Source organism: Bradyrhizobium sp. SZCCT0231 (genome assembly GCF_018130245.1).
Lineage (GTDB): Bacteria > Pseudomonadota > Alphaproteobacteria > Rhizobiales > Xanthobacteraceae > Bradyrhizobium > Bradyrhizobium japonicum_F.
The window spans coordinates 411,834-438,597 of sequence record NZ_JAFCKP010000002.1 but is presented as its reverse complement, the minus strand read 5'-3'; the positions used below and the strand labels follow the sequence as shown (position 1 = coordinate 438,597).

The window sequence follows — 26,764 nt, the reverse complement described above, 5'->3', positions numbered from 1 at the left end:
AGCCGGTGAGGCATTCCTCTGCTTCAGAGATGAATTAGTATTGACTAATGCATTAGCCTTCGCTAATTTAACCTCATGATTGAAGCCGCCCCGAACCCCGTCACCATCGTGATGCGCGCCCTCGCCGACCCAACCCGCCGCGCCGTGTTCGAGCGCGTGTTCGAGAGCAAGGAGATCAGCGTCGCCGAGCTGACGCGCGGCAGCGGCGTCACGCAAGGAGCGATCTCGCAGCACCTGAAGTCCCTCAAGCAGGCTGGTCTCGTCGCCGAGCGAGCAGAGGGCCGCAACGTCTATTACCGCGCCGCGCCGCAAGGACTCGAGCCGCTGGTGACCTGGATGGATCACTACGGCGTCTTCTGGCGCGAGCGCTTCCAGAACCTGCGTGACCTCTTGAAGGAGATCGATCCGTGAGTGCAGCCGCGTTGAAAGTCGAAACCAAGGACATCGTCATTGACGAAGTGCTCCCTCATGCACCGGAGACGGTCTGGAAGGCGCTGACCAGTGCCGCGTTGATCGCGCGCTGGCTGATGAAGCCGACCGGCTTCGAGGCGATTGAAGGCAACACCTTCACATTCCAGACCACCCCGGGCGGCGCGTGGGACGGCGTGATCCGTTGCCGGGTTCTGGAGGTCGTGCCGCACCGCCGCCTCGTCTACGCCTGGAAGGGCGGCGACGCGCGCAACACCGGCTATGGCGCACCGCTCGACACCGTCGTGACCTGGTCCCTCACCCCGGTCGAAGCCGGCACGCGGATCCGCCTGGTCCATGCGGGCTTCGTCCTGCCCAGGAACGAGTCCGCCTACACGGTCATGAGCGGCGGCTGGAAAAAGGTCGTTAGGCAGCTCGACGAGATCAGCGGCGAAGAGTGAATGGGAGATATCGCGATGGAAAAGCCCTATACCGGCGGCTGCGCCTGCGGCGCGATCCGCTATTCGATCGTCGGTGAGCCCCTGTTCAGCAATCACTGCCAGTGCCGGGACTGCCAGCGCGAAAGTGGCAGCGGGCATGGCTCGTACGCGACATTCGCGCGCGCCGGCGTCACGCTGACCGGCGAAGCGAAGCTCTGGGACATGGTCGCCGACAATGGCAACGTGAAGACGCGCGGCTTCTGTACACAATGCGGTGTGCCTGTCTACATGACCTTCGCGGCGCAACCCGGCGTCTTCACGATCCGGGCGGCAAGCCTCGACGAGCCCGCCCGCTACGAGCCGCAGGCGGTCACTTTCGCCGCGCGCGGTCATGACTGGGATCGTCTTGACCCCGGCCTGGTGAAATTCGAAGGCATGCCGCCGGCGTAAGGTACGGCGTGCTGAGGGTGGTCGGTCGCTCAAATGCATGGCCGGATGTAAGGCCAGTTGATCTCCCATAACTCCTCGAGCAGGCCGCGCGCGGCCTGCTCTGAATGAATGACGGGGTCGAGCAGCAGCGCTTGCAGGGCCAGTTCCTTCGAGGCATGCATCGCCGCCTCCACCGCCATCTGCTGAACCTGAACCTGGATCGCCATCAGCTTGGCCACGCCATCGGGCAGCGGCCCGAGCGAGACAGGATGGATGCCCGCGGCATCCACCACCACCGGCACCTCCACCGCGGCATCGGCCGGCAGGTTCGGGATCACCTGTCGATTGTGAATGACGGCGGATTCGATCAGCTGCTTGCGGTTATGAACGCTGGCGGCGATGATGCTGATCGCGCGCTCCCCCGACGGCACCGACCACCAGTCCGGCGCATCGGCACGACCGGCAAGCACGTCATCGATCAGCCGCGTCAGCTTCGCACGTTCGCTCTCGTCCCAGTCGTAGTTGTAGCCGCCCTCGCCGGCCTCCCAGCCGAACGAGAAATACTCGCCAACGTGACTGTCGCCACAGCCGAGCCAGTGGCCGAAGGCATGCAACAATTTGCGCGTCAGCGGTGAGAAGGCGGGATCGAAGTCCCTCTCCCTCTCACGCAACAGCGGATAGAGGTCCTCGCCGGTCTCGCGATCCCGGATTTCGGTCAGACATTGGAAGTGATTGAGGCCTGCACCCCACACATCCACTCGGCTTTCCGGCATCCCCAAAATTCGGGCGACATTGCCGCGGGCAAGGAATATTCCGTGGCAGAGGCCGACGCTGCGAATCCTGCTGTGCCGCCCGAGCGCCAGGATGATGCGGCTTTCCGGATTGGAGAAGTTGATGAAGGTCGCGCGCGGGCAGCGGAGCTCCATCTCGCGCACGAAGTCGAAGACCACCGGCAAGGTGCGCAGCGTGAAGAACAAACCGCCGGGCCCACCGTTCTCACCCAGCGTATGATGGATGCCAAACTTGCGCGGAATCTCGAAGTCGAGCCGCCACAGCCGGTTGCGGTCGATCGCGGTGGAATGCACGACGAACTCGGCGCCGTCGAGCGCCGCACGCCAATCCGTCGTGGCCTCGATGGCATAACCGGCGCCGGATTTCTCGTTGAGCAGCTTCGCGAGCCGCGTCGACCGGCCGAGCCGGTCGACGTTTCGTCCGACCAGGACCAGCGTTGAACCGGCCAGGTCGCGGGTCGAGAACAGGTCCCGGAACATGCTCATCCCAAAGGATGCGCTGCTGGCGCCGAGAAAGACGATCTTCGTTGGCCGGACCATGCCCTGCTCCCCGCGGAGACTAGCCGAAGTCGAGCACCATGCGGCCGTCGATCTTGCCGGCCTTCATGCGGTCAAAGACGTCGTTGATTTGCGCGAGCGGCACCTTGGTCACCTCGGCCTTCACCTTGCCGTCGGCGGCGAACGCGACGGCTTCGTCGAGGTCACGCCTCGTGCCGACGATGGAGCCGCGCACGGTGATGCGCTTGAGCACGACGTCGAAGATCGGCGTCGGGAATTCACCCGGCGGCAGGCCGACGAGGCTGACGGTGCCCTTGCGGCGCACCATCTTCAACGCCTGCGCGAACGCGGCAGTCGAGACCGCCGTCACCAGCACGCCGTGGGCTCCGCCCCCGGTTGCCGCCAGCACCTTGTCCACAGCGCCGCTCGCGAGGGCGTTGACCGCAAGATCGGCGCCGGTCTCGCGCGCCAGCTCCAGCTTGTCCTCGGCGATATCGACAGCCGCGACCTTCAGCCCCATCGCCTTGGCGTACTGGATCGCGACATGGCCGAGCCCGCCAACGCCCGAGATCACCACCCATTCGCCGGGCTTGGCCTCGGTCTCCTTCAAGCCCTTGTAGGTGGTGACGCCGGCGCACAGGATCGGTGCGACGGCAGCGAAATCGACCGTGGCCGGAAGCTTTGCGGCGAAGGCAGCCGAGGCGATGACATATTCGGCGAAGCCGCCGTTCACGCTGTAGCCGGTGTTGTGCTGGTGCTCGCACAGCGTCTCCCAGCCGGTCTCGCAATATTCGCAAGCCATGCAGGCGTCATGCAGCCAGGCAACGCCGACCGCATCGCCAACCCTAAGATTCTTCACGCCGGACCCGAGCGCGGCGACGATGCCGGCGGCTTCATGGCCGGGGATGAAAGGCGGCACCGGTTTCACCGGCCAGTCGCCGGATGCCGCGTGCAGATCGGTATGGCAGACGCCGCAGGCCTTGACCTTGACCAGGACCTCGCCCGGACCGGGCTGCGGCACCGGCACGTCCTCGATCACCAGCGGCTTGCCGAATTGTCTGACGATTGCGGCTTTCATGGTCGGCATATCTCTGCTCCTTCGCATTGCGAATAGCAGAGTAGCGGCCGCACGCGGCCGGCACTTGATCCGGGTCAAACAGCCCAATCGTTGCGCAACAGTGCGCCCGTCATGACAACGCGATGACAGCACATTCGCAGCTGGACATCAGCCATGGAACTTGAGGCCGTCGACGATCTTGTCGATCACCTTGCGCTCGGCGCGCATGGCGATGCCGACGAGATTGAGCTCGTTGCGCGCCACCGCCCTCACCGCCTCGCGGTTGGCGGCATCGTGCGTGGTCTTGAACATGTCCTCGGTATAGACGGCTGGCGTGACGTTCCGCGTCAGCGCACGGTCCAGCGCGCGCGACAACGCCGGACCGTCGGCACCATAGATCAGGATCGGCTGGCCGATCAGCGCGTGATATTTCGTGCCCGAGGCGTCTTCATAGGCCTCGCCGATGCAGTCCGGAAAAGCCGCGGCGATGCCGCTGGTGAGAAAGGACGCGACGTTGAGCTTCTGCCAGGCCTGAAGATCGGTGCGGATCACGACGGCGATCTTGGTGTCGAACTGCATCTGTTTCTTCCACTGTCATTCCCGAGGCGATGCTACGCATCGTCCCGGAATGACAGCAAGAGGAATCAACCCTTGGCGTCGCAGGCCCAGGCGCGGATCACGCATTCCTTGCCGCCGTACTTGTAGCATTCGCGCGTGGCGGCGTTGAGCGAAGCCGAGATCTTCGGCTTCACGGCATAACCATAGGCGCCGCACGGATTTGTCATATCGACCGACATCGCGGCGCAGGCGCGCTTCATCGTCACGGTCGTGCAATCGCCCTTGCACTGCTTCTGCGCGGCGGCGCGCGCCTCGTGCTCGGCGCCGTAGTCATACGCTTGGCCGTAGGCGCCGCACTTGCCGACCGCAAAGGCGCCGGCGGCACGGGCTTCGGTGATGTAGCGGGCACCGGCGACACAGACCGACAGCGCAAAGAAAAACATCGCGCAACGGCGCGCGACGACGTTCGAAGCCATGGAAAAACCCCTCCCCCCAAGGCAGGCGGACGCCAATCTAAGCGCAGGACGTTTCCACTTGGTGAACGGGTGGTTGTAGTGGAGGTGCAAGGCACAGGCGGGCAAAGGCGCGCCCGCGCGGCTCCCCGCCATCCGTCTCCGCGCCGTTGCCTTGACAAGTGGCACGCCGGCAGTGCTGCAAATACCTCCGCATCGGACGGGCCCGCTGCGACGGATCAGCGCGATCGCGAATCGATCCGATCACAAGACGATTGACTCGCCCGCCGCGAACGTTCCAATTACAGCCAACCAATAATCGGGAGGAACAACAAACATGAAGAAATTTGCGGTTACGGTAGCGGTTGCGATGGGTCTGACGTGCGGTGCGGCCGCGGCCCAGGAAACCGCGAAGCTCGCTTATATCGACCCGCTCTCGGGCGGCGGGGCATCCATCGGCGAAGTCGGCCTGAAGCACTACCAGTGGCTTGCCGACCAGATCAACGCCCAAGGTGGATTGCTCGGCAAGAAGCTCGAAATCCTGCCGCTCGACAACAAGACCAATCCGCAGGAAGCGGTGGTGCAGGCGCAGAAGGCCATCGATGCCGGCGCGCGCTACATCACGCAAGGCAACGGATCCTCGGTCGCCGCGGCGCTATCGGATTTCGTGACCAAGTATAACGAGCGCAATCCTGGCAAGGAGGTGCTCTACTTCAACTACGCCGCGGTCGACGATGCTCTGACCAACGAGAAGTGCTCGTTCTGGCACTTCCGCTGGGACGCCTCCTCCAGCATCAAAATGGCTGCGATGACCAATTATCTGAAGGGCCAGCCGAGCGTCAAAAAGGTCTACCTGATCAACCAGGACTACTCGTTCGGTCAGGGCGTGCGGAAGCTCGCGGTCGAGATGCTCAAGGCCAAGCGGCCGGACATTGAGATCGTCGGGGACGAGTTGCATCCGCTGCTGAAAATCACCGACTTCTCGCCCTACGTCGCCAAGATCAAGGCTTCCGGGGCTGATTCGGTCATCACCGGCAACTGGGGTCAGGACATGGCGCTGCTGCTCAAGGCCGCAGCGGATGCCGGCCTGCAGGCCAACTGGTACACCTATTATGCCGGCGGCGCGGGTGGCCCGACGGCTATCAAGCAGACCGGCCTTGCCGACAAAGTCCACGACATCGTGGAAGGCGATCCGAATACCGCGATCGAGGCGGCCCAGGCCAAGGAGGCCGAATTCCGCAAGAAGTACAACATCGGAATCTGGTATCCGCGCGCCGTCAACGAGATCCGGATGTTCGCCCAGGCGGTCAAGGAAGCCAACTCGCTCGACCCGAAGGCTGTCGCGCTCAAGCTGGAAGGCATGACCGCCGACGTGTTCGACGGCGGCAAGGGCACCATGCGCAAGGACGACCACCAGTTCTTCCAGGACATGTATCTCCGCTCCTTCGGCCCGCTGAAGGCTGGCCAGAGATTCGATGAGGAAGGCACTGGCTGGGGCTGGACAGTGAAGGGCAAGATCGCCTCCGCCGACACCACTGTGCCGACGACCTGCAAGATGGACCGCCCGTAACATTCCTCGCTGAACAATACCGTCAGCGCTGCCTTGCCGAAACTCACCGAGGTCGACCACAATCGACCTCGGCTGCGGTGTGGCAGCGTACCTCTCCCCGGCGGGGGCCTTTCGGACTGCCAATGCTCGAACTCATTACATTCTCGACCTTGAACGGCGTGCTGTACGGCATGCTGCTGTTCATGATGGCGAGCGGATTGACGCTCATCTTCTCCATGATGGGCGTGCTCAATTTCGCGCATGCCAGCTTCTACATGATCGGAGCCTATTTCGGCTTCGAGATCTCCCGCCGCATCGGCTTCTGGCCGGGTTTCTTCGTCGCGCCGGTGCTGGTCGGCGTCATTGGCGGCCTGATCGAGCGCTATGGCCTGCGGCAGGTTCACCGGTTCGGCCACGTGGCCGAATTGCTGTTCACCTTCGGCCTCGCCTTCGTGATCGAGGAACTGGTCAACATGATCTGGGGCAAGCTGCCGGTGGACTATCGGGTGCCGCCGTCGCTTGATTTCGTCGCCTTCCGCCTGTTCGACACGACCTATCCCGCCTACCGCATCTTCATGCTGGCGACGGCGGTGGCGATGTTCGTATTCCTGCTGGTCATCCTCAAGCGCACCCGGGTCGGACTCATCATCCAGGCGGCGCTGACGCACCCGAACATGGTCGCGATGCTCGGCCATAACGTTCCACAGGTCTTCATGATGGTCTTCGGCGTCGGCGCAGGCCTCGCCGGCCTTGCCGGCGTCATCGCGGGACCCGCGCTCGTCACGCAGCCCTCGATGGCGGCGCTGCTGGGGCCGATCCTGTTCGTGGTGATCGTCGTGGGCGGCCTCGGCTCGCTCGGCGGCGCCTTTGTCGCCTCACTCCTGATCGGCCTGGTCCAGACCTTCGCGGTCGCGATCAACGTTTCGCTTGCCGACGCGATCGGCCCCTCCGCCGCCTCGCTGTTCGGCGAGCTCGGCCGGGCGCCGCTGGCCCAGATCGCTCCGGTCCTGCCCTATCTCCTCCTGGTGCTGGTTCTGATCTTCAGGCCCAGGGGATTGTTCGGAACCAGGGAAACATGATGGGCGGCATCCGTATCCTCCTCGCCTTCGTCGCGCTGGCGGCGGGCCTCGCAGTCGCGCCCTACGTGTTTTCTTCGGGCGTGGCGCTCACCATGATGAGCCTGATGGGCGTCATGATCATCTTCGCGCTGTCCTACAACATGCTGCTCGGCCAGACCGGGCTGCTCTCGTTCGGACACGCAGTGTATTACGGCCTTGCCGGGTTCTGCGCCGTCCACGCCATGAACCTGATTGCGGCCAACAAGCTCCCCGTTTCGCTGCCGGCAGTGCCGCTGATCGGGGCGGCCGCGGGACTGTTCTTCGGGCTGATATTCGGTGCCGTGTCGACACGCCGCGCCGGCACGGTATTCGCGATGATCTCGCTTGGCCTCGGTGAGCTCGTTGCGGCCTTCGCACTCGTCCTGCACTCGTTCTTCGGCGGCGAGGAAGGCATCGCGGCCAACCGCGCCAAGCTCGCGCCGTTCCTCGGCTACAAGTTCGGCCCGCAGATCCAGGTGTACTACCTCATCGCCTTCTGGTGCCTTGTCTGCATCGTCCTGATGTACGCCATCACACGCACGCCGTTCGGCCGCATGTGCAACGCCGTGCGCGATAATCCCGAGCGCGCCGAATTCATCGGCTATTCCACCCAGCGTGTGCGCTTCCAAGCCTTTGTGCTGTCCGCCGTTTTCGCGGGCGTCGCTGGCTCCCTGGCCGCAATCAATTTCGAACTGATGAACTCGCAGACGGTCGGCGCGGCCACCTCGGGCCAGGTCCTGCTGATGACCTTCGTCGGCGGAATCGGCCATTTCGCCGGCCCGATCATCGGCGCAGTGCTCGTTACCTTCCTGCAGATATCGCTGTCCGACATCACCAAGGCGTGGATGCTCTATTTCGGACTCCTCTTCATCCTCGTCGTCATGTACGCGCCAGGCGGAATTGCAGGCTGGCTTGCCTTGCACCGTCCGCTACTGCGCGGCGGGCGCATCTTCAAGCTGGTCCCCATCTACGCGCTCACCGCCGTTCCCCTCGCGGCGCTCGTACTTGGCTGCATCCTGTTCATCGAACTGGCCCATCACATGCTGGTCGAGGCGCAGAGCGAGGGCTCGATGCTCTCGGTATTCAAGATCGCGATGAACGGCGCGAAGATCGGGCCATGGCTGTCCGCATTGGTCCTCTTCATCGGCGGCGCGCTGGGTCTGCGGGCGCTATGGCCGCGCGTGGGAGACGCCTGGGCCCTCGCCATCGCAGATAGCAGCGGAAAGGCCGCAGCATGACCGCCGCCATCTCGCTCACGGACGTGCGCAAGAGTTTCGGGCCCACCGAGATCATCCGGGGAGTGACGCTCGACATCAATCAGGGTGAGCGACACGCCATCATCGGACCGAATGGCGCCGGCAAGTCGACGCTATTCCACCTGATCAGCGGACGACTTAGGGTGACTTCGGGCTCCATCCGGCTCAAGGGCGAAGACGTCACGCATCTGGCGCCTTATGAAATCAATCGCAGGGGCCTGTCGCGCAGCTTCCAGGTGACCAACATCTTTCCCAAGCTATCGGTCTACGAGAACATCCGCTGCGCGGTGCTGTGGTCGCTCGGCTACCGCTATTCGTTCTGGCGCTTTGTCGACCGCCTGAAGGACGCCAACGAGCGCGCCGAGGAGATCATGGAGATGATCGCCCTGTCCTCGCGCCACGGCGTGCCGGCCGGCGTGCTGGCCTATGCCGAGCAGCGCGCGCTCGAGATCGGGATCACGATCGCGGGCGGCGCCGACGTCATCATGCTGGACGAGCCGACTGCGGGCATGAGCCACGCCGAGACCGAACAGGCGGTGGCGCTGATCCGGAGGGTGTCGGAGGGACGCACGCTGATCATGGTCGAGCACGACATGAGCGTGGTGTTCGGGCTCGCCGACCGCATTTCCGTGCTGGTCTACGGCCAGATCATCGCCTCCGACACGCCGCAGGCGATCCGCGCCAACAAGGCGGTGCGAGAGGCCTACCTGGGAGAGGAGGCGCACGCATGACCGCGCTGCTCGAGGTGGAGAACCTGCACGCCTATTACGGTAAGAGCCATATCCTCGATGGTGTGACGTTCCACATTGGCATGGGGGAGATCGTGTCGCTGCTCGGACGCAACGGCGTCGGACGGTCCACCACCATCAAGGCGATCATGGGCGACGTGCCGCCGGTCGGATCGGTCAGGTTCAGGAGCCGGGAGATCGTCGGGCTGAAGCCGCACCAGATTGCCCGCCTCGGCCTCGGCTACGTTCCGGAGAACCGCGACATATTCCCCTCGCTGACCGTTCGTCAGAACCTGATGCTCGGCCAGAAATGGGCCAAGCAGACCGGCCGCTGGTCGATGCAGGATATGTTCAACATCTTCCCGCGGCTGGAGGAACGCGCCGACACCATGGCGGGCGTGCTTTCGGGCGGCGAGCAGCAGATGCTGACCATGTGCCGCACCCTGATGGGCGATCCCGATCTCATCATGATCGATGAGCCGACGGAAGGGCTTGCGCCGATGATGGTCGAGCTCGTGGGCAAGCTCCTCGGGGAGATCGCCGAACGCGGCATTTCCATCCTCCTGGTCGAGCAGAAGTTGACGATTGCGCTCAAGATCAGCCATCGCCTTTACGTGATGGGCCATGGCCGGATCGTATTCGAGGGGACCGTGCCCGAGTTCAACGCCGACGCCAGGGTGCGTCAGGATTGGCTGGAAGTCTGAGCCTGCGCTGCCCGCGAGCGGAATGTTTGGCGCCGGCTCACCCTTGCCGGCTCACCCTTGCCGAGCCGCCTCCAGCGCCTGCGGCGTGTCGATGTCGAGGAAGGCGCTCTCGCCGTCGACGGGCACTTCGGCCACCGCCTCCGCATGCTTGGCGATCAGGTGGCGTGCGCCAATGTCGCCGTCGAGCGTCATCAGCTCCTTGAAGAAGCGGCGCGACCACAGCACGGGATTGCCGCGGCGGCCCTCGCTGACGGGCACGACGATGAGATTGCCGCGGTCCGGCGCAAAACTGTCGATCAGGCGGTCGATCAGGCCGGCGTCGATCAGCGGCATGTCGCCGAGACACACCACGGCGCCGTCGCAGGTCTCGGGCACGGCCGCGATGCCGGCCTTGACCGAGCTGGCGATGCCGCCTGCGAACTCCGGATTGCGGACGAATTTCACCTTCAGGCCTTGCAGTGCCTGCTCGATGAGCTCCGCCTGATGCCCCGTGACGACGATCACCTCGGACGCTTTGGAGGCCAGCGCCTGCTCGGTCGCGAGGCGCACCAGCTTCTTGCCGTCGAGCTCGGCGAGCAGCTTGTTCGGTCCGCCCATGCGGGTGGAGCGGCCGGCCGCGAGCACGATGGCGGCGACCTGGCTGTTGCCCTCGGTCTCCGGCTGTGCTCGCGGCTGCGGCCGCGTGACGATTTCCATCAGGAGACCGCCGACGCCCATGCCCATCAACTCGGACCGCGTCACCTTGATGCCGGCGAGAAGCCGCATCAAGACCCAGTCAAAACCGTTCTCGACCGGCGAGCGCGCGCAGCCCGGCGCGCCCAGCACCGGCACGCCGCCGGCGCGGGCGATCAGCAAGAGATTGCCGGGATCGACCGGCATGCCGAAATGCTCGATCTCGCCGCCGATCCCGGTGACGGCCGCGGGTATCACGTCGCGGCGGTCGGCGATCGCGGACGCGCCGAAGACGATCACGAGCTCCGCGCCGAGGCCCAGCACTTCCTTGATCGCACCCGACAGCGCCTGCTCGTCGTGCGGCACCCGCCGCTCGGCGATGATGCTGGCACCGGCCGGCGCGAGCCGCTCGGCGGTGACCCGCAGGGTCTTGTCGATCACCTTGGAGGACAGGCCCGGCAGCAGCGTCGAGACCACGCCGACGCGCTTGATCACGTAAGGCGCGATCTTAAGGACGTCCTTGCCCGCCGCCTTCACCGCGGCATCGCGCAGACGTCCTTCGACGCCGAACGGGATGATCTTGACGGTGCCGACCATCTCGCCCTCGACCACCGGCTTGTAGGCCGAGAGCGTCGCAAAGGTGATGGCCTCGTCGATATTGTTGATGCGGTCGACCGCGGCGCGGTCGATCACCAGCACGCCGGGCTGGGCGGCGAACAGATTGGCGCGGCCGGTGAAGGCGCGCTCGACATGGATGCCCTCGCCGCCGACGGCAAGCGCGATGCTGGCGGCCGCGACGTCCTCGGAGACGTCGCCCGCCTCCATGCGGACCACGACGATGTCCTTGATGCCGGCGCGTTCCAGCGACTCGACCTCGGCAGGCCCGATCGTCGTGCCTTTCTTCAGCACCAACGGTCCCTGGCGCAGGGTGTGGACGGTCACTCCGCCGATCGCATCCCTGGGGCTCGCCGGGCCGAACTTCATGCCGCTTCTTCTTTTTCTTTCGGAGGCAGCCGAAGCACCGCCGTGATCTCGGCCATGATCGCCACCGCGATCTCGGACGGCGAGACCGCGCCGATCGCAAGGCCAATGGGCGCGTGGATACGCGCGATGTCGCTTTCCCTTGCGCCCTGCGCCCGCAACCGGTCAGCACGCTTGGCATGCGTCTTCCGCGAACCGAGCGCGCCGATATAGAAGCAGTTGCGCTCGAAGGCGTGCAGCAGCGCGGGGTCGTCGATCTTGGGATCGTGAGTCACCGCGACGAACGCCGTATAGGCGTCGACGTTGAGCGGCGGCAGCGCGGTATCGGGCCATTCGGCGATCAGCGGAATGTCGGGAAAGCGCTCCGGGCTGGCAAAGGCCGTGCGCGGATCGACCACGGTGACGTCATAGCCGAGCGAGCGCGCCAGCGGCGCCAGCGCCTGGCTGATATGGACCGCGCCGACGATCACGAGCTTTGCCGTCGGCGCGTAGACGTTGAGGAACAGCTTCTTGCCGCCGGCCTCGACACTGGCGCTCTTGCCCATGCGAAGCTGCTTCTCCAGCTCAGTGCGCAGCGGATCCTTGGCAAAATCCTTCGCCTTCACCAGCCGCTGCTCGCCGCTCTCGGTGTCGGTCACCAGGATCACCGGCCGGCGCGCGGCGCGCTCGGCATTGAGTTCGTGCAGGATTGCGAGCTTCACGGCTAGCCGACCTTCTCGACGAAGACGCGGATGGTGCCGCCGCAGGACAGCCCGACATTCCAGGCGGTCTCGTCGGCGACGCCGAACTCCAGCATTTTTGGCTTGCCGCTCTCGATCACGTCCATGGCCTCGGTGACGACGGCGCCCTCGACGCAGCCGCCGGAGACGGACCCCAGGAACGTGCCCTCATCGTTGATGACAAGGCTCGAGCCCGCCGGGCGCGGCGCCGAGCCCCAGGTCTCGACGACAGTAGCGAGCGCGACGCCACGGCCGGCCTTCTGCCAGTCCTCCGCCGCCTTCAGAATGTCCTCGTCGCGATCGAGCATGGCTGGCCTCTCAAGCTGCGGAGCGGATCAGGCTGCGGTGATGCGGCGGCAGCGGCTGGGAGAGCGTCGTGATCAGCTCCTGGATCGAACTCAAATTATGTACCGGGCGGAATTCGTCAACGTGGGGAAGCATCATTTTGATGCCCTGCGCCTTGGCCTCGAAGCCGCCGAACCGCAACAGCGGGTTGAGCCAGATCAGCCGCCGGCAGGACCGGTGCAGGCGGTCCATCTCGAAGGCCAGCTTGGAATCGGCCTCCCGCTCCAGCCCGTCGGAGATCAGGAGCACGATGGCGCCCTGGCTCAGCACCCGCCGCGCCCACAATTTGTTGAAGTTGTGCAGCGAGGCCGAGATCCGCGTGCCGCCGGCCCAGTCCTCGACCGAGGCCGAGCAACTCGCCAGCGCCTCGTCGGGATCGCGCTGGCGCAGCGCGCGGCTGACATTGGTGAGGCGCGTGCCGAACAGGAACACCGAGACGCGCTTTCGCGCATCCGTGATCGCATGCAGGAAATGCAGGAACAGGCGGGTGTATTCGCTCATCGAGCCCGAAATATCGAGCAGCGCCACAATCGGCGCCGGCTTCTCGATCCGCCCGAGGCGATGGATGTCGATGATGTCGCCGCCGGTGCGGAGCGATGCGCGGAGCGTGCGGCGCAGGTCGAGCCGCAGGCCCCGGGCGTCGGGCTGGCGCCGGCGCGTCAAGAGCTCGGCCTGCGGCAGGTGCATCCGCTCGACGGCGCGGAGAGCTTCGGTGATCTCCGCCGCGCTCATCTGCGCAAAATCCTTCTTCTGAAGGATCTCCTTGTCGGAGACCGACAGGCGCAGATCCTGCTCCTGGTGCTGCGGCGTCTCGGTCATGCGCGGCTGCGACATCGCCTCCTGGACGCGGCGGGCGCCGGCCTGCGGCTTCTTCTTGGCCTGCTCCGGCAGCGGCACCGAATCCAGCATGTGCTTCCATTCTTCCGAGGCACGGAAGAACAGGTTGAAGGCCTGCTTGAAGATCAGCGCATGCTCATGGCGCTTGACGAAGATCGCCTCGAGCGTGGTGAAGACATCCGACCGGTTGCCGATGTCGATCACCTGCAGCGCGCTCATGGCATCGATGACGGCGCCCGGTCCGACCGGCATGCCGGCGGAGCGCAATGCGCGGGCGAAGCCGACGATGTTGTCGGCGAACTGCTCGGTCTGCTCGGGGGCAAGGTGGTTGATGGCCATGGTCTCGTATCCATCCGCTCGTCATTCCGGGGCGCGCCTCTTGGCGCGAACCCGGAATCCATTCATCCACCAACTCTGCGGCCCGATGGATTCCGGGCTCGCGCTACGCGCCCCGGAATGACGAACTCAATTGACGCGCGTCAATTCTCGCTCGTCGCTTCCTTCAGCACCTTCTGCAAGGCATCGCCCTGCATGCGGGTGATGTCGTCCTGGTACTTGAGCAGCGCGCCCAGCGTGTCGCCGACCACTTGCGGCGTCAGCGAGCGGGCATCGAGCTCCGACAGCGCGGTGGCCCAATCGATGGTCTCGGCCACACCCGGCGACTTGTAGAAGTCCTGGTTGCGCAGCGCCTGCACGAAGCGCACGACCTGTTGCGATAGCTTGGCGGAGATGCCGGGCACGCGCGTCTTGACGATCGCAAGCTCACGCTCGGCGGCAGGATAATCCACCCAGTGATAGAGACAGCGCCGCTTCAACGCGTCGTGGATCTCGCGGGTGCGGTTGGACGTGATGATGACGATCGGCGGGTGCGGCGCCTTCACGGTGCCGAATTCGGGGATGGTCACCTGGAAGTCACTGAGGATTTCGAGCAGGTACGCCTCGAACGCCTCGTCGGCGCGGTCGAGCTCGTCGATCAGCAGCACCGGCGGGCCTGAGACGTCGGGCTCCAGCGCCTGGAGCAGCGGCCGCTTGATCATGTAGCGATCGGCGAAGATGTCGCTTGAGAGCTGCTCGCGATCGGTGTCGCCGGCGGCTTCCGCCATCCGGATCGCGATCATCTGCGCCGCGCTGTTCCACTCGTAGACCGCGGAGGAGACGTCGAGGCCTTCATAGCACTGCAGGCGGATCAGCTTCCGCCCCAGCGCCGTCGAGAGCACTTTTGCGATCTCTGTCTTGCCGACCCCGGCCTCGCCCTCCAGGAACAGCGGCCGGCCCATGCGCAGCGACAGATAGGTCACCGTCGCCAGCGACCGCTCGGCCAGATAGCCGCGCGAGGTCAGAAGTTCGAGCATCGCATCGACCGATGCCGGCATGGCACCGGAAGTATTGGCCGCTGAAGTCATGAAAGGCCAGTCTCGTTTGCGCCCTCACCGGGCAAGTATTGGGGCCAATGAGTGAGGCCCATCATTCCTTGGCATTGGCGGCGTCGACGGCGCGCCGCGTCAGCACCCCGATGAGGTGCGCGCGGTATTCGGCGCTGCCGTGGATATCGCTGTTGAGGCCTTCCGCCGGCACGTTGATGCCATCCAGCGCCTTCGAGGCGAAGCGCTTCTTCAGGGCCTCCTCGAATGCGGTGACACGGAACACGCCTTCGGAGCCGGCGCCGGTGACGGCAACACGCACGTCCGACGGACGCCGCGCCACGAACACGCCGACCAGCGCGTAGCGTGAGGCCTGGTTGCGGAATTTGATGTAGGCCGCCTTTTTCGGCAACGGGAACATCACCTTGGTGATGATCTCGTCGGCTTCGAGCGCCGTCGTGAACAGGCCCTGGAAGAACTCTTCAGCCTTGAGGCGGCGCTTGTTGGTGACGATGGTGGCCCCGAGCGCAAGCACCGCGGCCGGATAGTCGGCGGTCGGATCGTTATTGGCGAGCGAGCCGCCGATCGTGCCCTTGTGACGCACGGCGGGATCGCCGATGCCGCCGGCAAGGTTCGCCAGCGCCGGGATCGCCTCACCGACGATGGCGGAGGTCGCGACCTCGGCGTGCTTGGCGGTGGCACCGATCACCAGCGAGCGGCCCTTCATCTCGATCGTGTTGAGCCCCTCGATGTGGGAGAGGTCGACCAGATGCGGCGGGCTTGCGAGGCGCTGCTTCATGACGGGAAGCAGCGTGTGACCGCCGGCGATCACCTTGGCGTCCTCGTTCTTCACCAGGAGGTTGGCCGCCTGGCGAACGGTCCCAGGGCGATGATATTTGAATTCGTACATCTGAATGTCCTGATCGCGGGATGCGCGTTACGCGAGATCGGATTTCGCCATCGCCTTGGCGCCGGCGGAGATCGAGGTGACGATGTTCTGATAGCCCGTGCAGCGGCAGAGATTGCCTTCGAGCTCCTCGCGAATCGTATGGTCGTCGAGCTCGTGACCCTTGCGGTGCACGATGTCGATCGCGGTCATGATCATGCCCGGCGTGCAGAAGCCGCATTGCAGGCCATGGTGCTCGCGGAAGGCTTCCTGCATCGGATGCAGCGGCGCACCGTCGGCGGCCAGTCCCTCGATCGTCTTGACCTCGTGACCATCGGCCATCACGGCAAGCGTGGTGCAGGACTTCACGGCCTTGCCGTCGAGGTGCACGACGCAGGCGCCGCACTGCGAGGTGTCGCAGCCGACATGGGTGCCGGTCAGGCGCAGATTCTCGCGCAGGAACTGCACCAGAAGCGTGCGGGGATCGACATTGGCCGTCACAGGATTGCCGTTCACGATGAGGGAGATTTTTGCCATAAGCACTCTCTATCAGCGCCCCGACGGGTCCCGTCGAAGCGGTTCTTATAATTATTCCAACCCATCATATGGGCCATTGTCCCCTGGGGCAACATCGCCCCGGACGCAAGGCGCCATGCCGAAAGGCGATAGGTTTCAGCCCTGTACCGCTAGCCCTGTACAGCTTTGGCGAAGTTCGCGAAAAACTCGTCGGCGAGTTTCTTGGCGGCGCCGTTGATCAGGCGCTGGCCGAGCTGCGCCAACTTGCCGCCGATCTGCGCCTCGACGTCGTAGGAGAGCAGCGTGCCGCCGTCCTTCTCGGCGAGCTTGACCGCGGCGCCGCCTTTGGCAAAGCCGGCCACCCCACCCTCGCCTTCGCCTGAGATCTTGTAGCCGTTCGGCGGGTCGAGATCCGAGAGCATCACCTTGCCCTTGAAGCGTGCCGACACCGGCCCGACCTTCATTTTCGCGGTCGCGCGAAAGCCGCCGTCCTCGGTCTTCTCCAGCTCCTCGCAGCCGGGGATGCAGGCCTTCAGCACCTCGGGATCGTTGAGCTTGGCCCACACGGACTCGCGCGGCGCCGCGAGCTGGACTTCGCCGTTCATTGTCATGGCCATGGGGTGCCTCCCGGAATCTCGAAGCTGGTTCGCGTAACTATAGTGCTGCTCAAGTAACGTACGAAGGCCGCAAAGGAAAGGCCACTCCCGGTCACGTGCAATGCATATTCGCAACTGCAAAAAGACGTGTGCGGATGGTTGGGGATTGGCATAGCCGGGCCATGATGATTAGGTCGCGCGCAACATGAGCACATCCCTCTCCCCCCTGCTCGCCCCGATGCTGTCGAGCGCCGCCATGCGCGCGGTCTGCGACGATCGGTCTACCCTGCAGAACATGCTCGATTTCGAGGCAGCCTTGGCACGCGCCGAGGCCGCCACGGCTGTGATTCCGGCATCCGCCGTCAGCCCGATCGAGGGGGCGTGCAAGGCCGATTCCTTCGATATGGCCGCGCTGGCCGAGGCTGCGACGCGATCGGGCAATCTCGCGATTCCCCTGGTCAAGACGCTGACCGCCAATGTCGGCAAGGCCGACGCGGAGGCCGCACGCTACGTGCATTGGGGCGCGACCAGCCAGGATGTCATCGACACCGCGACCATGCTGACGCTTCGCGCCGGCATCGCGGCGCTGGACGTCGACCTCAGCCGCGCCATCAAGGGCTTTGCCACGCTGGCGCGAGCCCACCGCAATACCGCGATGGTGGCGCGGACCTGGCTCCAGCACGCGCTGCCGATGCCGTTCGGGCTGAAGGCGGCGGAATACGCCTCAAGCCTCGCCCGTGCGCGCTGCCGCCTGCGGCGGCTCTCCCGTGACGGCCTCGCGCTGCAATTCGGAGGTGCTGCCGGCACGCTCGCCGCGCTCGGCGGCAACGGGCTCGCGGTGGCCGAACGGCTGGCGGAGGAGCTCGATCTGCCGCTGCCCGAGGCGCCCTGGCATACCCATCGCGACCGCATCGCCGAGGCTGCATCCTGCTTCGCCATTCTCGCCGGCAGTTGCGGCAAGATCGCGCGCGACGTCTCGCTGCTGATGCAGACCGATGTCGGCGAAGCCTTCGAGCCCGCCGGCGAAGGCCGCGGCGGCTCCTCGACCATGCCGCACAAGCGCAACCCGGTCGCCGCTGCGAGCGCGCTGGGCGCCGCCACAATGGCGCCGCAGCTCGCCGCGACGATTTTTGCCGCGCAGGTGCAAGACCATGAACGCAGTGCCGGCCCCTGGCACGCGGAATGGCCGACGCTGCCGCAATTGATGCTGGTCACCTCGGGCGCGCTGGCCGCCATCGTCGACATCGCCGAGGGCCTCGAGGTCGATGCGGCGCGCATGCGCAGCAATCTCGATGCGACGCACGGGCTGATCATGGCCGAGGCCGTCACGTTCGCGCTCGCCGAGCAGATCGGCAAGAGCAATGCACATCATCTCGTCGAGGCCGCGAGCAAGCGCGCGGTCGCCGAGAAGAAGCATCTGCGCGAGGTGCTGTCAGGCGATTCGCAGGTCACCGCGCATCTGCCGCCGGAAAAAATTGCGGCATTGTTCGAGCCGATGGCCTATCAAGGGGCGTCGCAGGCGCTGATCGACCGCCTGCTCGACAGCCTCGATCAAGATTAATCGTTTGAGCATGATCTTTTCGGAAAACCGCTCCGCACTTTTCCGGATCATGCTCTAGACACGGAGACGCCGCATGCCCATGATCGATGCCGACGGTTGCCTGCTCAACGTCTCCGTTGAAGGCCGCGACGGCGGGCCGACCTTGATGCTGTCGAACTCGCTCGGCTGCACGCTGCAGATGTGGGAGCCGCAGATGAAGGCGCTCACGCAGGTGTTCCGCGTCATCCGCTACGACCGCCGCGGCCATGGCAAGTCCGGCGTTCCGCCCGGCCCCTACACAATGGAGCGCTTCGGCCGCGACGTGCTCGCGATCCTCGACGACCTCAACATCGAGAAGGTGCATTGGTGCGGCCTGTCGATGGGCGGCATGGTCGGGCAATGGCTCGGCGCCAATGCCCCTGAAAGGTTCGGCAAGCTCATCCTCGCCAACACCTCCTGCTACTATCCCGATCCAACAAACTGGCACAACCGCATCAAGGCGGTAAAGGAGGGCGGCATCGCTGCCGTCGCCGATGCCGTGATCGCGGGCTGGCTGACCCAGGATTTCCGTGAACGCGAACCTGAGATCACCGCGAAGATGAAGTCGATGCTGCTTGCTTCCCCGGTCGAGGGTTACCTTGCCTGCTGCGAGGCGCTGTCCACGCTCGACCAGCGCGCGCTGCTGCCAAAGATCAAGAGCCCGACGCTGGTGATCGCCGGCCGCCACGACATGGCGACGCCGATATCGGCGGCCGAGCTGATCCGCTCGAACATTCCCGGCGCCAGCATGACCATCATCGACGCCGCGCACATTTCCAACGTCGAGCAGCCCCATGCATTCACGGATGCGGTGGTGGGGTTCTTGACGCAGCGCTAGCCACAGCCGTCATTGCGAGCGCAGCGAAGCAATCCAGAAATCCCTCCGCGGAGACAGACTGGATTGCTTCGCTGCGCTCGCAATGACGAAAGAGGAGGACACCATGGACGACCAGAAGCGCCGCGATGCCGGCATGAACGTGCGCCGCAAGGTGCTGGGCAATGCCTGGGTCGACAAGTCGATCGCGAACCGCAACGCCTTCAACACCGATTTCCAGGACCTGATCACACGCTATGCCTGGGGCGAGATATGGACGCGGCCGCATTTCGACGAGCGCACGCGGCGGGTGCTGGTGATCGGCACCATGGTCGCGCTCGGGCAATGGGACGAATTCCGCCTGCACGTGCGTGCGGCGCTTGCCGAGGGCGGCTTCACGCCCGACGACATCAAGGAAATCCTGCTGCAGCAGGCGATTTATTGCGGCGTGCCGGCCGCGAACCACGCGGTCAAGGAGGCCTCAGCGATTGTGCAGGAGCTCGGCCTGCTCAAGACCTAAAGGCTGAAGATTTGGCGAGGCGGCAGTCTCTGCCTTCTTCGGCGCTGCCGCCGGCTTCTCGATCACCACCACGATGGCGGCACCGAGCAAGAGCAGCAGCTCGGTGGCGTGCAGCCGGAGCGCGGCCATCTCGCCGACCTTCGAGGCCATCACCATGCTGGCAAACGAGATCAGGCTGCCGATCGTCAGCGCAATGCCGAGCGCCTCGTCGCTGCCGCCATTCCGGCGGACGCGGGGGATGCACAGCAGCGCGAGATAGATCGCGAAGAACGCCACGACGGTCAGCCGTCCCAGCGCCAGCAGCCAGGCCGCGCGCACCGTGTCCATCCCCGCCATCTGGAGATGGTCGCTGAGGTATAGCGCGACTGCGACACTGGGCCGCTCGTAGAGGCCGTGCACCGGCGCCACGATGATGTTGAAGGCGACCAGCGCCCAGGCCGGGATGAAATAGGCTGCCAGCAGCGCGCCGTTGACCGTGTCGATCCGCCAATTCCTGAACATGCCGCTTCCCGCTTCGCCTGCCACGCGCCTTCATTGGGAAGGCTTTGCGGGGAGCTAACTCGCATCGGACTGTGGCGGCAATTTAAACCCTTTGTTTACCTTAACTGCCCCCCGCAGACGTCGTCATTCCCGGATGGTGCGTCAGCGCCAGACCCGGAATCTCCAGATTCTCAGGTGCGCAATTGCGCACCATAGTTCGGCTCTTCGAGCCGCCCCGGAAAGACGCCAAGCAAAGAAAAAGGCCCCGCCCCACGGCGGGGCCCTCCTACTCACGGGCTCCCAAACTATTCGTCCTGATCGCGCTGGCCGCCCCGCTGCTGGCCGGGACGGTCGCCCTGGCGCATCGGGTCCTGCTGCTGCTGTCCGGGCTTCTGGCCGCCACCCTGCTGCTGTTGCGGGTTGCGCTGGCCGGGGTTCTGGTTCTGCTGACCCGGACTCTGGTTCTGCTGCTTCGTCATTCGGGGAAACTCCCTTGTTGGACGTCAGAGAACGGTGATAACGGCCGATCGCGACTTTGGTTGCCCTTGGAACCGGTTCCTTGCAGGTGCGGAACCCGGAGACGAAAAATGACCTCTGTACAATACCTTCTGCCGAGGCGTGAGCTGTTGCAGCCGCCAGTTCCCTCCTGTTACAAAACCGGAAGAACGCTCAAGGGCTGCCGGGGCCCGAGAAGAAACACAAGCACTCTCTCTCTCGAAGAGCTCCCTTTGAGCCGCGTCAGGTGTGGTAACGGCAGCCCATGGATTATTTCGCCCAGCAGCTCATCAATGGCCTCGTGCTCGGCTCGATCTACGGCCTGATCGCGATCGGCTACACGATGGTCTACGGCATCGTCGGCATGATCAACTTCGCCCATGGCGACGTCTTCATGATCGGCGGCTTCATCGCCCTCATCACCTTCCTGATCCTGATCTCGTTCGGCCTCACGGCCATCCCCGTGATCCTGCTCGTCGTGCTCTTGGTCTCGATGGCGATCACGGCGCTCTATGGCTGGACCATCGAGCGCATCGCCTACCGGCCGCTACGCCATTCCTTCCGCCTCGCCCCGATGCTGTCGGCGATCGGCATGTCCTTCGTGCTGACCAATTATTCGCAGGTGACGCAAGGCGCCCGCGTCAAGCCGATCCCGCCCTTCATCACCGGGGGCTACACGCTGCATGAGAGCCCGGATGGCTTCGTGATCCAGCTCTCCAACATCCAGATCATGGTGGTCATCACCACCGTCGTGCTGCTGGCGATCTTCACCTGGCTGGTCTCGCGCACCCGGCTCGGCCGCGACATGCGCGCCTGCGAGCAGGACCAGACCATGGCGGCGCTGCTCGGCGTCAACGTCGACCGCACCATCTCCATGACCTTCGTGATCGGCGCTGCGCTCGCCGCGGTCGCGGGCCTGATGTACCTGCTCTATTACGGCCTGGTCGATTTCTTCATGGGTTTCGTCGCCGGCATCAAGGCCTTCACTGCCGCCGTGCTCGGCGGCATCGGCTCGTTGCCCGGCGCCATGCTCGGGGGTCTCGCGATCGGCCTGATCGAGACGTTCTGGTCGGCCTATTTCTCGGTCGAATACAAGGACGTCGCGGCGTTCTCGATCCTGATCGTCGTGCTGATCTTCATGCCGACCGGCCTGCTCGGCCGTCCCGAAGTCGAAAAAGTCTGACGGTCACGCGTGACAGCTCCCTCGACCAATACGGCCAAACCTGCAACGGGCCTCGCCTCCCTCCTGAAGACGGCTCTCATCAACGCCCTGGTCGCGCTGGTGCTGTTCTCGCTGATGGTCGGCATCCGCACCGAGGCAGGCTCGGACGGCCAGCTCACCTATTGGACGCGCTTCGGCGAGCTCGCCTCCCTGGTCGCGGTGGTGTTCGGCGGCTCGATCGTGATCGAGCTGCTGCGGCAATGGATCGGTCCGACCGGCGCCGAGAGGCTGGTGCCGCCAGCAGTACAGAGCGGCATGTCCTTGATCGGCCGCTATCTCACGCCGGCGCTCCTGATCTTCACGGTGCTGGTGCCCGTGATCTTCTATGACCAGCGCTACATCCTCGATCTCGCGATCCTCGTGCTCACCTATGTGATGCTGGGCTGGGGTCTCAACGTCGTGGTCGGGCTCGCCGGCCTGCTCGATCTCGGCTACGTCGCCTTTTATGCGGTCGGCGCCTATTCCTATGGACTGCTCGCCACCAATTTCGGCTGGTCGTTCTGGATCTGCCTGCCACTCGCAGGCATCCTCGCCGCGTTCTGGGGCGTGCTGCTCGGCTTCCCCGTGCTCCGCCTGCGCGGCGACTATCTCGCCATCGTGACGCTCGCCTTCGGCGAGATCATCCGCCTCGTCATCATCAACTGGCAGAGCCTGACCGGTGGTCCCAACGGCGTCTCCGGCATTCCCCGCCCCTCCTTCTTCGGCATCCCGCTCGACAACAGCGATGACGGGTTCGCCGCCAGGCTCGGCATCGAGTACTCGCCGACCCACCGCATCGTCTTCCTGTTCTACCTGATCCTGGCGCTTGCGCTCCTCACCAACTGGGTGACGATCCGCCTGCGCCGCCTGCCGATCGGGCGGGCATGGGAGGCCTTGCGCGAGGACGAGGTCGCCTGCCGGGCGCTCGGCATCAACACCACGACCACCAAGCTCACGGCGTTCGCGACCGGCGCCATGTTCGGCGGCTTCGCCGGTGCGTTCTTCGCCACCCGCCAGGGCTTCATCAGCCCGGAATCCTTCACCTTCCAGGAATCGGCGCTAGTGCTCGCGATCGTCGTTCTCGGCGGCATGGGCTCGCAGCTCGGCGTGGCACTCGCCGCGCTCGCCATGATCGGCGGCTTCGAGCTGTTCCGCGGCCTCGAAACCTACCGCATGCTGGTATTCGGCATGGCGATGGTGCTGATCATGATCTGGCGGCCGCGCGGCCTGATCGGCCACCGCGCGCCCACCGTGTATCTGACCAAGGCGCAGGCGATCTCCTCCGACCTCGTCAAGGAAGGGCACGGATGAGCGGCGACAAGACTGGCGATAAGATTCTTGGCGTCGACCGGCTGACCATGCGTTTTGGCGGCATCGTCGCCGTGCAGGACCTCTCATTCGCCGCCGAGCGGAAGAAGATCACCGCGCTGATCGGGCCGAACGGCGCCGGCAAGACCACGGTCTTCAACTGCATCACCGGCTTCTACAAGCCGACCGGCGGCGCCATCCGCCTCACCCATGACGACGGCCGAGTGATCGCGCTGGAGCGGCTGAACGATTTCCGCATCGCCAAGCAGGCCAAGGTCGCGCGCACGTTCCAGAACATCCGCCTGTTCCCCGGCATGACCGCGCTGGAAAACCTGATGGTGGCGCAGCACAACGCCTTGATGCGCGCCTCCGGCTTCACCCTGCTCGGTCTCGTCGGCGCGCCCGTGTACCGGGACGCCGAAAAGCGCGCGATCGATCTCGCCACCGAATGGCTGAGGCGGGTCAACCTGCTCGACCGCGCCGACGACGCCGCCGGCAATTTCGCCTATGGCGACCAGCGCCGGCTGGAAATCGCGCGCGCAATGTGCACCGAGCCCGCCCTGTTGTGCCTGGACGAACCCGCAGCCGGCCTCAATGCGCGCGAGAGCGCGGCCTTGAGCGAGCTGCTGCTCTCGATCCGGGACGAGCTCGGCACCTCAATCCTGCTGATCGAGCACGACATGTCGGTGGTGATGGAGATCTCCGACCACATCGTGGTGATGGACCATGGCGTGAAGATCGCGGAAGGCACGCCGCGCGAGGTCCGCGACGACCCCAAGGTGATCGCCGCCTATCTCGGCGCCGACGAGGAAGAGGCCGTGGCCGTGATGGAGAGCGGGACGTGACATCGGCGCCCACTCCCCTGCTCGCGATTCGCGGTCTTCGCGCCGCCTACGGCAAGATCGAGGCGCTGAAGGGCGTCGACGTCGAGATCAACGCCGGCGAGATCGTGGCCCTGATCGGCGCCAACGGCGCCGGCAAATCGACGCTGATGATGACGATCTTCGGCAAGCCGCGCGCCCGCGCCGGCCAGATCCTCTATGAAGGCCGCGACATTACCGACGTGCCCACCCACGAGATCGCGCATTTGCGCATCGCGCAATCGCCCGAGGGCCGCCGCATCTTCCCGCGCATGAGCGTTGCGGAAAACCTTCAGATGGGTGCCGACTCCACCGGATGCACCGACGCCGAACGCGAGGCGATGCTGCAACGCGTATTCACGCTGTTTCCGCGGCTGAAGGAGCGCTACGCCCAGCGCGGCGGAACCCTGTCCGGCGGCGAGCAGCAGATGCTGGCAATCGGCCGCGCGCTGATGAGCCGCCCCCGCCTGCTCCTGCTCGACGAGCCCTCGCTCGGGCTGGCACCGCTGATCGCACGCCAGATTTTCGATGCGATCCGCACCCTGAACCGGCAGGACGGCCTGACCGTCCTGATCGTCGAACAGAACGCCAACCATGCGCTCAAGCTCGCCCATCGCGGCTATGTCATGGTCAATGGCCTGATCACGCTGGCCGGGACCGGCAGCGAATTGTTGCAGCGCCCCGAGATTCGCGCCGCCTATCTGGAAGGCGGCCGCCACGGCTGACCGAGCCCTAAGGCGGCCGAGTGCGGCCGAATGTGGCGAGATAACTGCGCCAATGCCCGTATTTTGCCGGTGACTTCTCCTCGAATTCATTCAAGAATGGCCGCGGTTTGAACCGGCATTCCCGGCAACTTCCACAGGCGACCACCCGCGAGGTATCTCATGAAATCACTGAAGCTCATCGGTCTGGCATTCGGCGCATCGATCGCGCTGTCGAGCGCGGCATTCGCGCAGGATGTCAGCGTCGCAGTCGCAGGCCCGATGACCGGCGGCGAGTCCGCCTTCGGCCGCCAGATGAAGAACGGCGCCGAGATGGCGGTGGCCGATATCAACGCCGCCGGCGGCGTCAACGGCAAGAAGCTTGCGCTCTCCGTCGAGGACGATGCCTGCGACCCGAAGCAGGCACGCTCGATCGCCGAGAAGATCGCCGGCGCCAAGATGCCCTTCGTCGCCGGGCACTATTGCTCGTCGTCGTCGATCCCCGCCTCCGAGGCCTATGCGGACGGCAACGTCCTCCAGATCACCCCGGCCTCGACCAACCCGCTCTTCACCGAGCGCAAGCTCTGGAACGTGGCGCGCGTCTGCGGCCGTGACGATCAGCAGGGCCTGATCGCGGCGCAGTACATCGCCAAGAACTTCAAGGGCAAGAACATCGCCATTCTCAACGACAAGACCACCTACGGCAAGGGTCTTGCGGACGAGACCAAGAAGGCGCTCAACAAGGCCGGCATCACCGAGAAGATGTACGAGTCCTATAACAAGGGCGACAAGGACTTCAACGCGATCGTCTCGCGCCTGAAGCGCGACAACATCGACCTCGTCTATGTCGGCGGCTACCATCAGGAGAGCGGCCTGATCCTGCGCCAGATGCGCGACCAGGGCCTCAAGACCGTGCTGATGGCCGGCGACGCGCTCGCCGACAAGGAGTACGCCTCCATCACCGGCCCCGCCGGCGAAGGCACCCTGTTCACCTTCGGCCCCGATCCGCGCAACAAGCCGACCGCCAAGAAGATCGTCGATGCCTTCAAGGCCAAGAACATCGACCCCGAAGGCTATACGCTCTACACTTACGCGGCGATGCAGGTGTGGTCGCAGGCGGCCAAGAAGGCCGGCACCACCGACGCCAAGAAGGTCATGGCGGCGATGAAGGCCGGCAAGTGGGACACCGTGATCGGCCCGATCGAGTATGACGCCAAGGGCGACATCAAGCAGATCGACTACGTCGTCTACAAATGGGATGCCAAGGGCGGCTACGCCGAGATCGCAGGCGGCGGCACCTAAGCGCGTTTGCCGGGCCTTTTGGGCCGCCATCCAATCATCACCGCGCCCCGGCTTGCCCCGGGGCGTTTCTTCTTGCGGCAGGGATCAGACGGCTGCGGACAGCTCGCCGCCGGCCGCGGCCTGGACCTTCCGCAATGCTTGCAGGAGATCGTTCGGCCGAAACGGCTTTTGCCGGCAGACCACGTTGGCGAGGAGGGGCGATTGGTCCATGAAATCGAGTGCCGTCATCCCGGATACCGCAATGACGGGGAGCGCCGGCGCAGGGTCGCAATGACGTCGACGCCGCTGGTGTCGCCGAGGAAGATGTCGACGATCGCCGCGTCGAAGGAGCCTTCCGCGAAGGCCTCCTCGACCTCGAAATGATTGACCCCAAGCACCATCGCGATCATCGTGCGGACGCCCTTCTGGTCGTCGATGATGAGAACGCGAGGCATTGGGAACAACTCCCGATATCGATCCGATCGTCTGACCCAAACCTGGAACCCGCCGCGGCGGAGTGGCATTATGGCACCGTCCAGTAAAGCGCATCCTACCCGCCCCTATTCCGTGTTCCCACCGTAATTAAGTAAGTTGTAACCTTCGGTTGAGTCGTAACCGGTTCCTTTCACGAAGCGCCCAGAACCC

General features: G+C 64.9%; 30 protein-coding genes and 1 pseudogene. 16 read left to right on the top strand and 15 right to left on the bottom strand.

Annotated elements, in window-relative coordinates:
• The first annotated feature begins 75 nt into the window (after positions 1–75).
• The 3 genes from JQ566_RS09465 to JQ566_RS09455 are packed head-to-tail and all read left to right on the top strand — an operon-like array spanning position 76 to position 1,298.
• Positions 76–411 carry an ArsR/SmtB family transcription factor gene (locus JQ566_RS09465; protein WP_212371966.1) on the top strand — a complete coding sequence of 112 codons (336 nt, stop codon included), beginning with the start codon at positions 76–78 and terminating at the stop codon, positions 409–411.
• Positions 408–869, top strand: coding sequence for an SRPBCC family protein (locus JQ566_RS09460; RefSeq protein WP_212371965.1), 462 nt, complete (start codon positions 408–410; stop codon positions 867–869). Before JQ566_RS09465 ends, JQ566_RS09460 begins: the two co-directional genes overlap by 4 nt.
• Before the next feature lie 15 nt (positions 870–884).
• Positions 885–1,298 (top strand): GFA family protein, encoded by a 414-nt coding sequence (locus JQ566_RS09455; RefSeq protein ID WP_212371964.1) that lies wholly within the window; start codon positions 885–887, stop codon positions 1,296–1,298.
• A 29-nt stretch (positions 1,299–1,327) separates the two neighbouring features.
• Here the strand turns inward: JQ566_RS09455 and JQ566_RS09450 are convergent, their stop codons facing one another.
• The 4 genes from JQ566_RS09450 to JQ566_RS09435 all read right to left on the bottom strand — a co-directional run bounded on the left by JQ566_RS09450 (position 1,328) and on the right by JQ566_RS09435 (position 4,657).
• Positions 1,328–2,608 carry a family 4 glycosyl hydrolase gene (locus JQ566_RS09450; RefSeq protein WP_212371963.1) on the bottom strand — a complete coding sequence of 427 codons (1,281 nt, stop codon included), beginning with the start codon at positions 2,606–2,608 and terminating at the stop codon, positions 1,328–1,330.
• Positions 2,609–2,627: 19 nt separating this feature from the next.
• A complete protein-coding gene (gene adhP, locus JQ566_RS09445) occupies positions 2,628–3,653 on the bottom strand; it encodes an alcohol dehydrogenase AdhP (RefSeq protein ID WP_212371962.1) in 1,026 nt (341 codons plus the stop codon).
• A gap of 138 nt (positions 3,654–3,791) precedes the next feature.
• On the bottom strand, positions 3,792–4,202 hold the full coding sequence (locus tag JQ566_RS09440; RefSeq protein WP_212371961.1) for a DUF2000 family protein: 411 nt from the start codon (positions 4,200–4,202) through the stop codon (positions 3,792–3,794).
• 65 nt (positions 4,203–4,267) lie between these two features.
• Positions 4,268–4,657, bottom strand: coding sequence for a DUF4189 domain-containing protein (locus JQ566_RS09435; protein ID WP_212371960.1), 390 nt, complete (start codon positions 4,655–4,657; stop codon positions 4,268–4,270).
• A gap of 313 nt (positions 4,658–4,970) precedes the next feature.
• Between JQ566_RS09435 and JQ566_RS09430 the strand changes: the two genes are divergently transcribed.
• From JQ566_RS09430 to JQ566_RS09410, 5 genes are all read left to right on the top strand, one after another.
• Positions 4,971–6,203: a branched-chain amino acid ABC transporter substrate-binding protein gene (locus JQ566_RS09430; RefSeq protein WP_212371959.1), complete on the top strand. Its 1,233-nt coding sequence runs from the start codon at positions 4,971–4,973 to the stop codon at positions 6,201–6,203.
• A gap of 122 nt (positions 6,204–6,325) precedes the next feature.
• Positions 6,326–7,261, top strand: a complete 936-nt coding sequence (locus tag JQ566_RS09425) for a branched-chain amino acid ABC transporter permease (RefSeq protein ID WP_212371958.1) — start codon at positions 6,326–6,328, stop codon at positions 7,259–7,261.
• The gene (locus JQ566_RS09420; protein ID WP_212371957.1) at positions 7,258–8,517 is read left to right on the top strand and encodes a branched-chain amino acid ABC transporter permease; all 1,260 of its coding nucleotides are present in this window, start codon (positions 7,258–7,260) and stop codon (positions 8,515–8,517) included. Before JQ566_RS09425 ends, JQ566_RS09420 begins: the two co-directional genes overlap by 4 nt.
• Positions 8,514–9,266, top strand: coding sequence for an ABC transporter ATP-binding protein (locus JQ566_RS09415; RefSeq protein ID WP_212371956.1), 753 nt, complete (start codon positions 8,514–8,516; stop codon positions 9,264–9,266). Before JQ566_RS09420 ends, JQ566_RS09415 begins: the two co-directional genes overlap by 4 nt.
• A gap of 5 nt (positions 9,267–9,271) precedes the next feature.
• Positions 9,272–9,967: an ABC transporter ATP-binding protein gene (locus JQ566_RS09410; protein ID WP_212372136.1), complete on the top strand. Its 696-nt coding sequence runs from the start codon at positions 9,272–9,274 to the stop codon at positions 9,965–9,967.
• Positions 9,968–10,018: 51 nt separating this feature from the next.
• Here JQ566_RS09410 and JQ566_RS09405 read toward each other — a convergent pair whose 3' ends face one another.
• From JQ566_RS09405 to JQ566_RS09370, 8 genes are all read right to left on the bottom strand, one after another.
• Positions 10,019–11,623 carry an NTP transferase domain-containing protein gene (locus JQ566_RS09405; RefSeq protein ID WP_212371955.1) on the bottom strand — a complete coding sequence of 535 codons (1,605 nt, stop codon included), beginning with the start codon at positions 11,621–11,623 and terminating at the stop codon, positions 10,019–10,021.
• Positions 11,620–12,321, bottom strand: coding sequence for an XdhC family protein (locus JQ566_RS09400; protein ID WP_212371954.1), 702 nt, complete (start codon positions 12,319–12,321; stop codon positions 11,620–11,622). Before JQ566_RS09400 ends, JQ566_RS09405 begins: the two co-directional genes overlap by 4 nt.
• A 2-nt stretch (positions 12,322–12,323) precedes the next feature.
• Positions 12,324–12,647, bottom strand: coding sequence for an XdhC family protein (locus tag JQ566_RS09395; protein ID WP_008564652.1), 324 nt, complete (start codon positions 12,645–12,647; stop codon positions 12,324–12,326).
• 10 nt (positions 12,648–12,657) lie between these two features.
• Positions 12,658–13,860: a vWA domain-containing protein gene (locus JQ566_RS09390; protein ID WP_212371953.1), complete on the bottom strand. Its 1,203-nt coding sequence runs from the start codon at positions 13,858–13,860 to the stop codon at positions 12,658–12,660.
• 140 nt (positions 13,861–14,000) lie between these two features.
• Positions 14,001–14,924, bottom strand: a complete 924-nt coding sequence (locus JQ566_RS09385) for an AAA family ATPase (protein WP_212371952.1) — start codon at positions 14,922–14,924, stop codon at positions 14,001–14,003.
• 61 nt (positions 14,925–14,985) lie between these two features.
• The gene (locus tag JQ566_RS09380; protein ID WP_212371951.1) at positions 14,986–15,792 is read right to left on the bottom strand and encodes an FAD binding domain-containing protein; all 807 of its coding nucleotides are present in this window, start codon (positions 15,790–15,792) and stop codon (positions 14,986–14,988) included.
• 27 nt (positions 15,793–15,819) lie between these two features.
• Positions 15,820–16,305 carry a (2Fe-2S)-binding protein gene (locus tag JQ566_RS09375; RefSeq protein WP_027576463.1) on the bottom strand — a complete coding sequence of 162 codons (486 nt, stop codon included), beginning with the start codon at positions 16,303–16,305 and terminating at the stop codon, positions 15,820–15,822.
• Positions 16,306–16,454: 149 nt separating this feature from the next.
• The gene (locus JQ566_RS09370; RefSeq protein WP_212371950.1) at positions 16,455–16,901 is read right to left on the bottom strand and encodes an SRPBCC family protein; all 447 of its coding nucleotides are present in this window, start codon (positions 16,899–16,901) and stop codon (positions 16,455–16,457) included.
• Between the two features lie 184 nt (positions 16,902–17,085).
• Here JQ566_RS09370 and JQ566_RS09365 point away from each other — a divergent pair, with 184 nt between their 5' ends.
• The 3 genes from JQ566_RS09365 to JQ566_RS09355 all read left to right on the top strand — a co-directional run bounded on the left by JQ566_RS09365 (position 17,086) and on the right by JQ566_RS09355 (position 19,793).
• Positions 17,086–18,441: a 3-carboxy-cis,cis-muconate cycloisomerase gene (locus JQ566_RS09365; RefSeq protein WP_212371949.1), complete on the top strand. Its 1,356-nt coding sequence runs from the start codon at positions 17,086–17,088 to the stop codon at positions 18,439–18,441.
• A 73-nt stretch (positions 18,442–18,514) separates the two neighbouring features.
• Positions 18,515–19,297 carry a 3-oxoadipate enol-lactonase gene (gene pcaD / locus JQ566_RS09360; RefSeq protein WP_212371948.1) on the top strand — a complete coding sequence of 261 codons (783 nt, stop codon included), beginning with the start codon at positions 18,515–18,517 and terminating at the stop codon, positions 19,295–19,297.
• A 103-nt stretch (positions 19,298–19,400) separates the two neighbouring features.
• A complete protein-coding gene (locus JQ566_RS09355; RefSeq protein ID WP_024340834.1) occupies positions 19,401–19,793 on the top strand; it encodes a carboxymuconolactone decarboxylase family protein in 393 nt (130 codons plus the stop codon).
• Here the strand turns inward: JQ566_RS09355 and JQ566_RS09350 are convergent.
• Positions 19,755–20,294, bottom strand: coding sequence for a hypothetical protein (locus JQ566_RS09350; RefSeq protein WP_212371947.1), 540 nt, complete (start codon positions 20,292–20,294; stop codon positions 19,755–19,757). The genes JQ566_RS09355 and JQ566_RS09350 overlap by 39 nt on opposite strands.
• Positions 20,295–20,578: 284 nt before the next feature.
• Positions 20,579–20,752 (bottom strand): hypothetical protein, encoded by a 174-nt coding sequence (locus JQ566_RS09345; protein ID WP_212371946.1) that lies wholly within the window; start codon positions 20,750–20,752, stop codon positions 20,579–20,581.
• Between the two features lie 281 nt (positions 20,753–21,033).
• On the opposite strand from JQ566_RS09345, the gene JQ566_RS09340 reads away from it, so the two are divergent.
• The 5 genes from JQ566_RS09340 (at position 21,034) to JQ566_RS09320 (ending at position 26,140) form a co-directional block, all read left to right on the top strand.
• The gene (locus JQ566_RS09340; RefSeq protein ID WP_212371945.1) at positions 21,034–21,951 is read left to right on the top strand and encodes an ABC transporter permease subunit; all 918 of its coding nucleotides are present in this window, start codon (positions 21,034–21,036) and stop codon (positions 21,949–21,951) included.
• Between the two features lie 9 nt (positions 21,952–21,960).
• Positions 21,961–23,280 carry a high-affinity branched-chain amino acid ABC transporter permease LivM gene (gene livM / locus JQ566_RS09335; protein ID WP_212371944.1) on the top strand — a complete coding sequence of 440 codons (1,320 nt, stop codon included), beginning with the start codon at positions 21,961–21,963 and terminating at the stop codon, positions 23,278–23,280.
• Positions 23,277–24,122, top strand: coding sequence for an ABC transporter ATP-binding protein (locus JQ566_RS09330; RefSeq protein ID WP_212371943.1), 846 nt, complete (start codon positions 23,277–23,279; stop codon positions 24,120–24,122). Before livM ends, JQ566_RS09330 begins: the two co-directional genes overlap by 4 nt.
• Entirely contained in the window at positions 24,119–24,862 is a 744-nt protein-coding gene (locus JQ566_RS09325; RefSeq protein WP_212371942.1) for an ABC transporter ATP-binding protein, read from the top strand. Before JQ566_RS09330 ends, JQ566_RS09325 begins: the two co-directional genes overlap by 4 nt.
• A 159-nt stretch (positions 24,863–25,021) precedes the next feature.
• Positions 25,022–26,140 (top strand): branched-chain amino acid ABC transporter substrate-binding protein, encoded by a 1,119-nt coding sequence (locus tag JQ566_RS09320; RefSeq protein WP_212371941.1) that lies wholly within the window; start codon positions 25,022–25,024, stop codon positions 26,138–26,140.
• A gap of 84 nt (positions 26,141–26,224) precedes the next feature.
• On the opposite strand, the pseudogene JQ566_RS09315 reads toward JQ566_RS09320, so the two are convergent.
• Positions 26,225–26,574: pseudogene (locus JQ566_RS09315) on the bottom strand (response regulator).
• Positions 26,575–26,764: the final 190 nt, after the last annotated feature.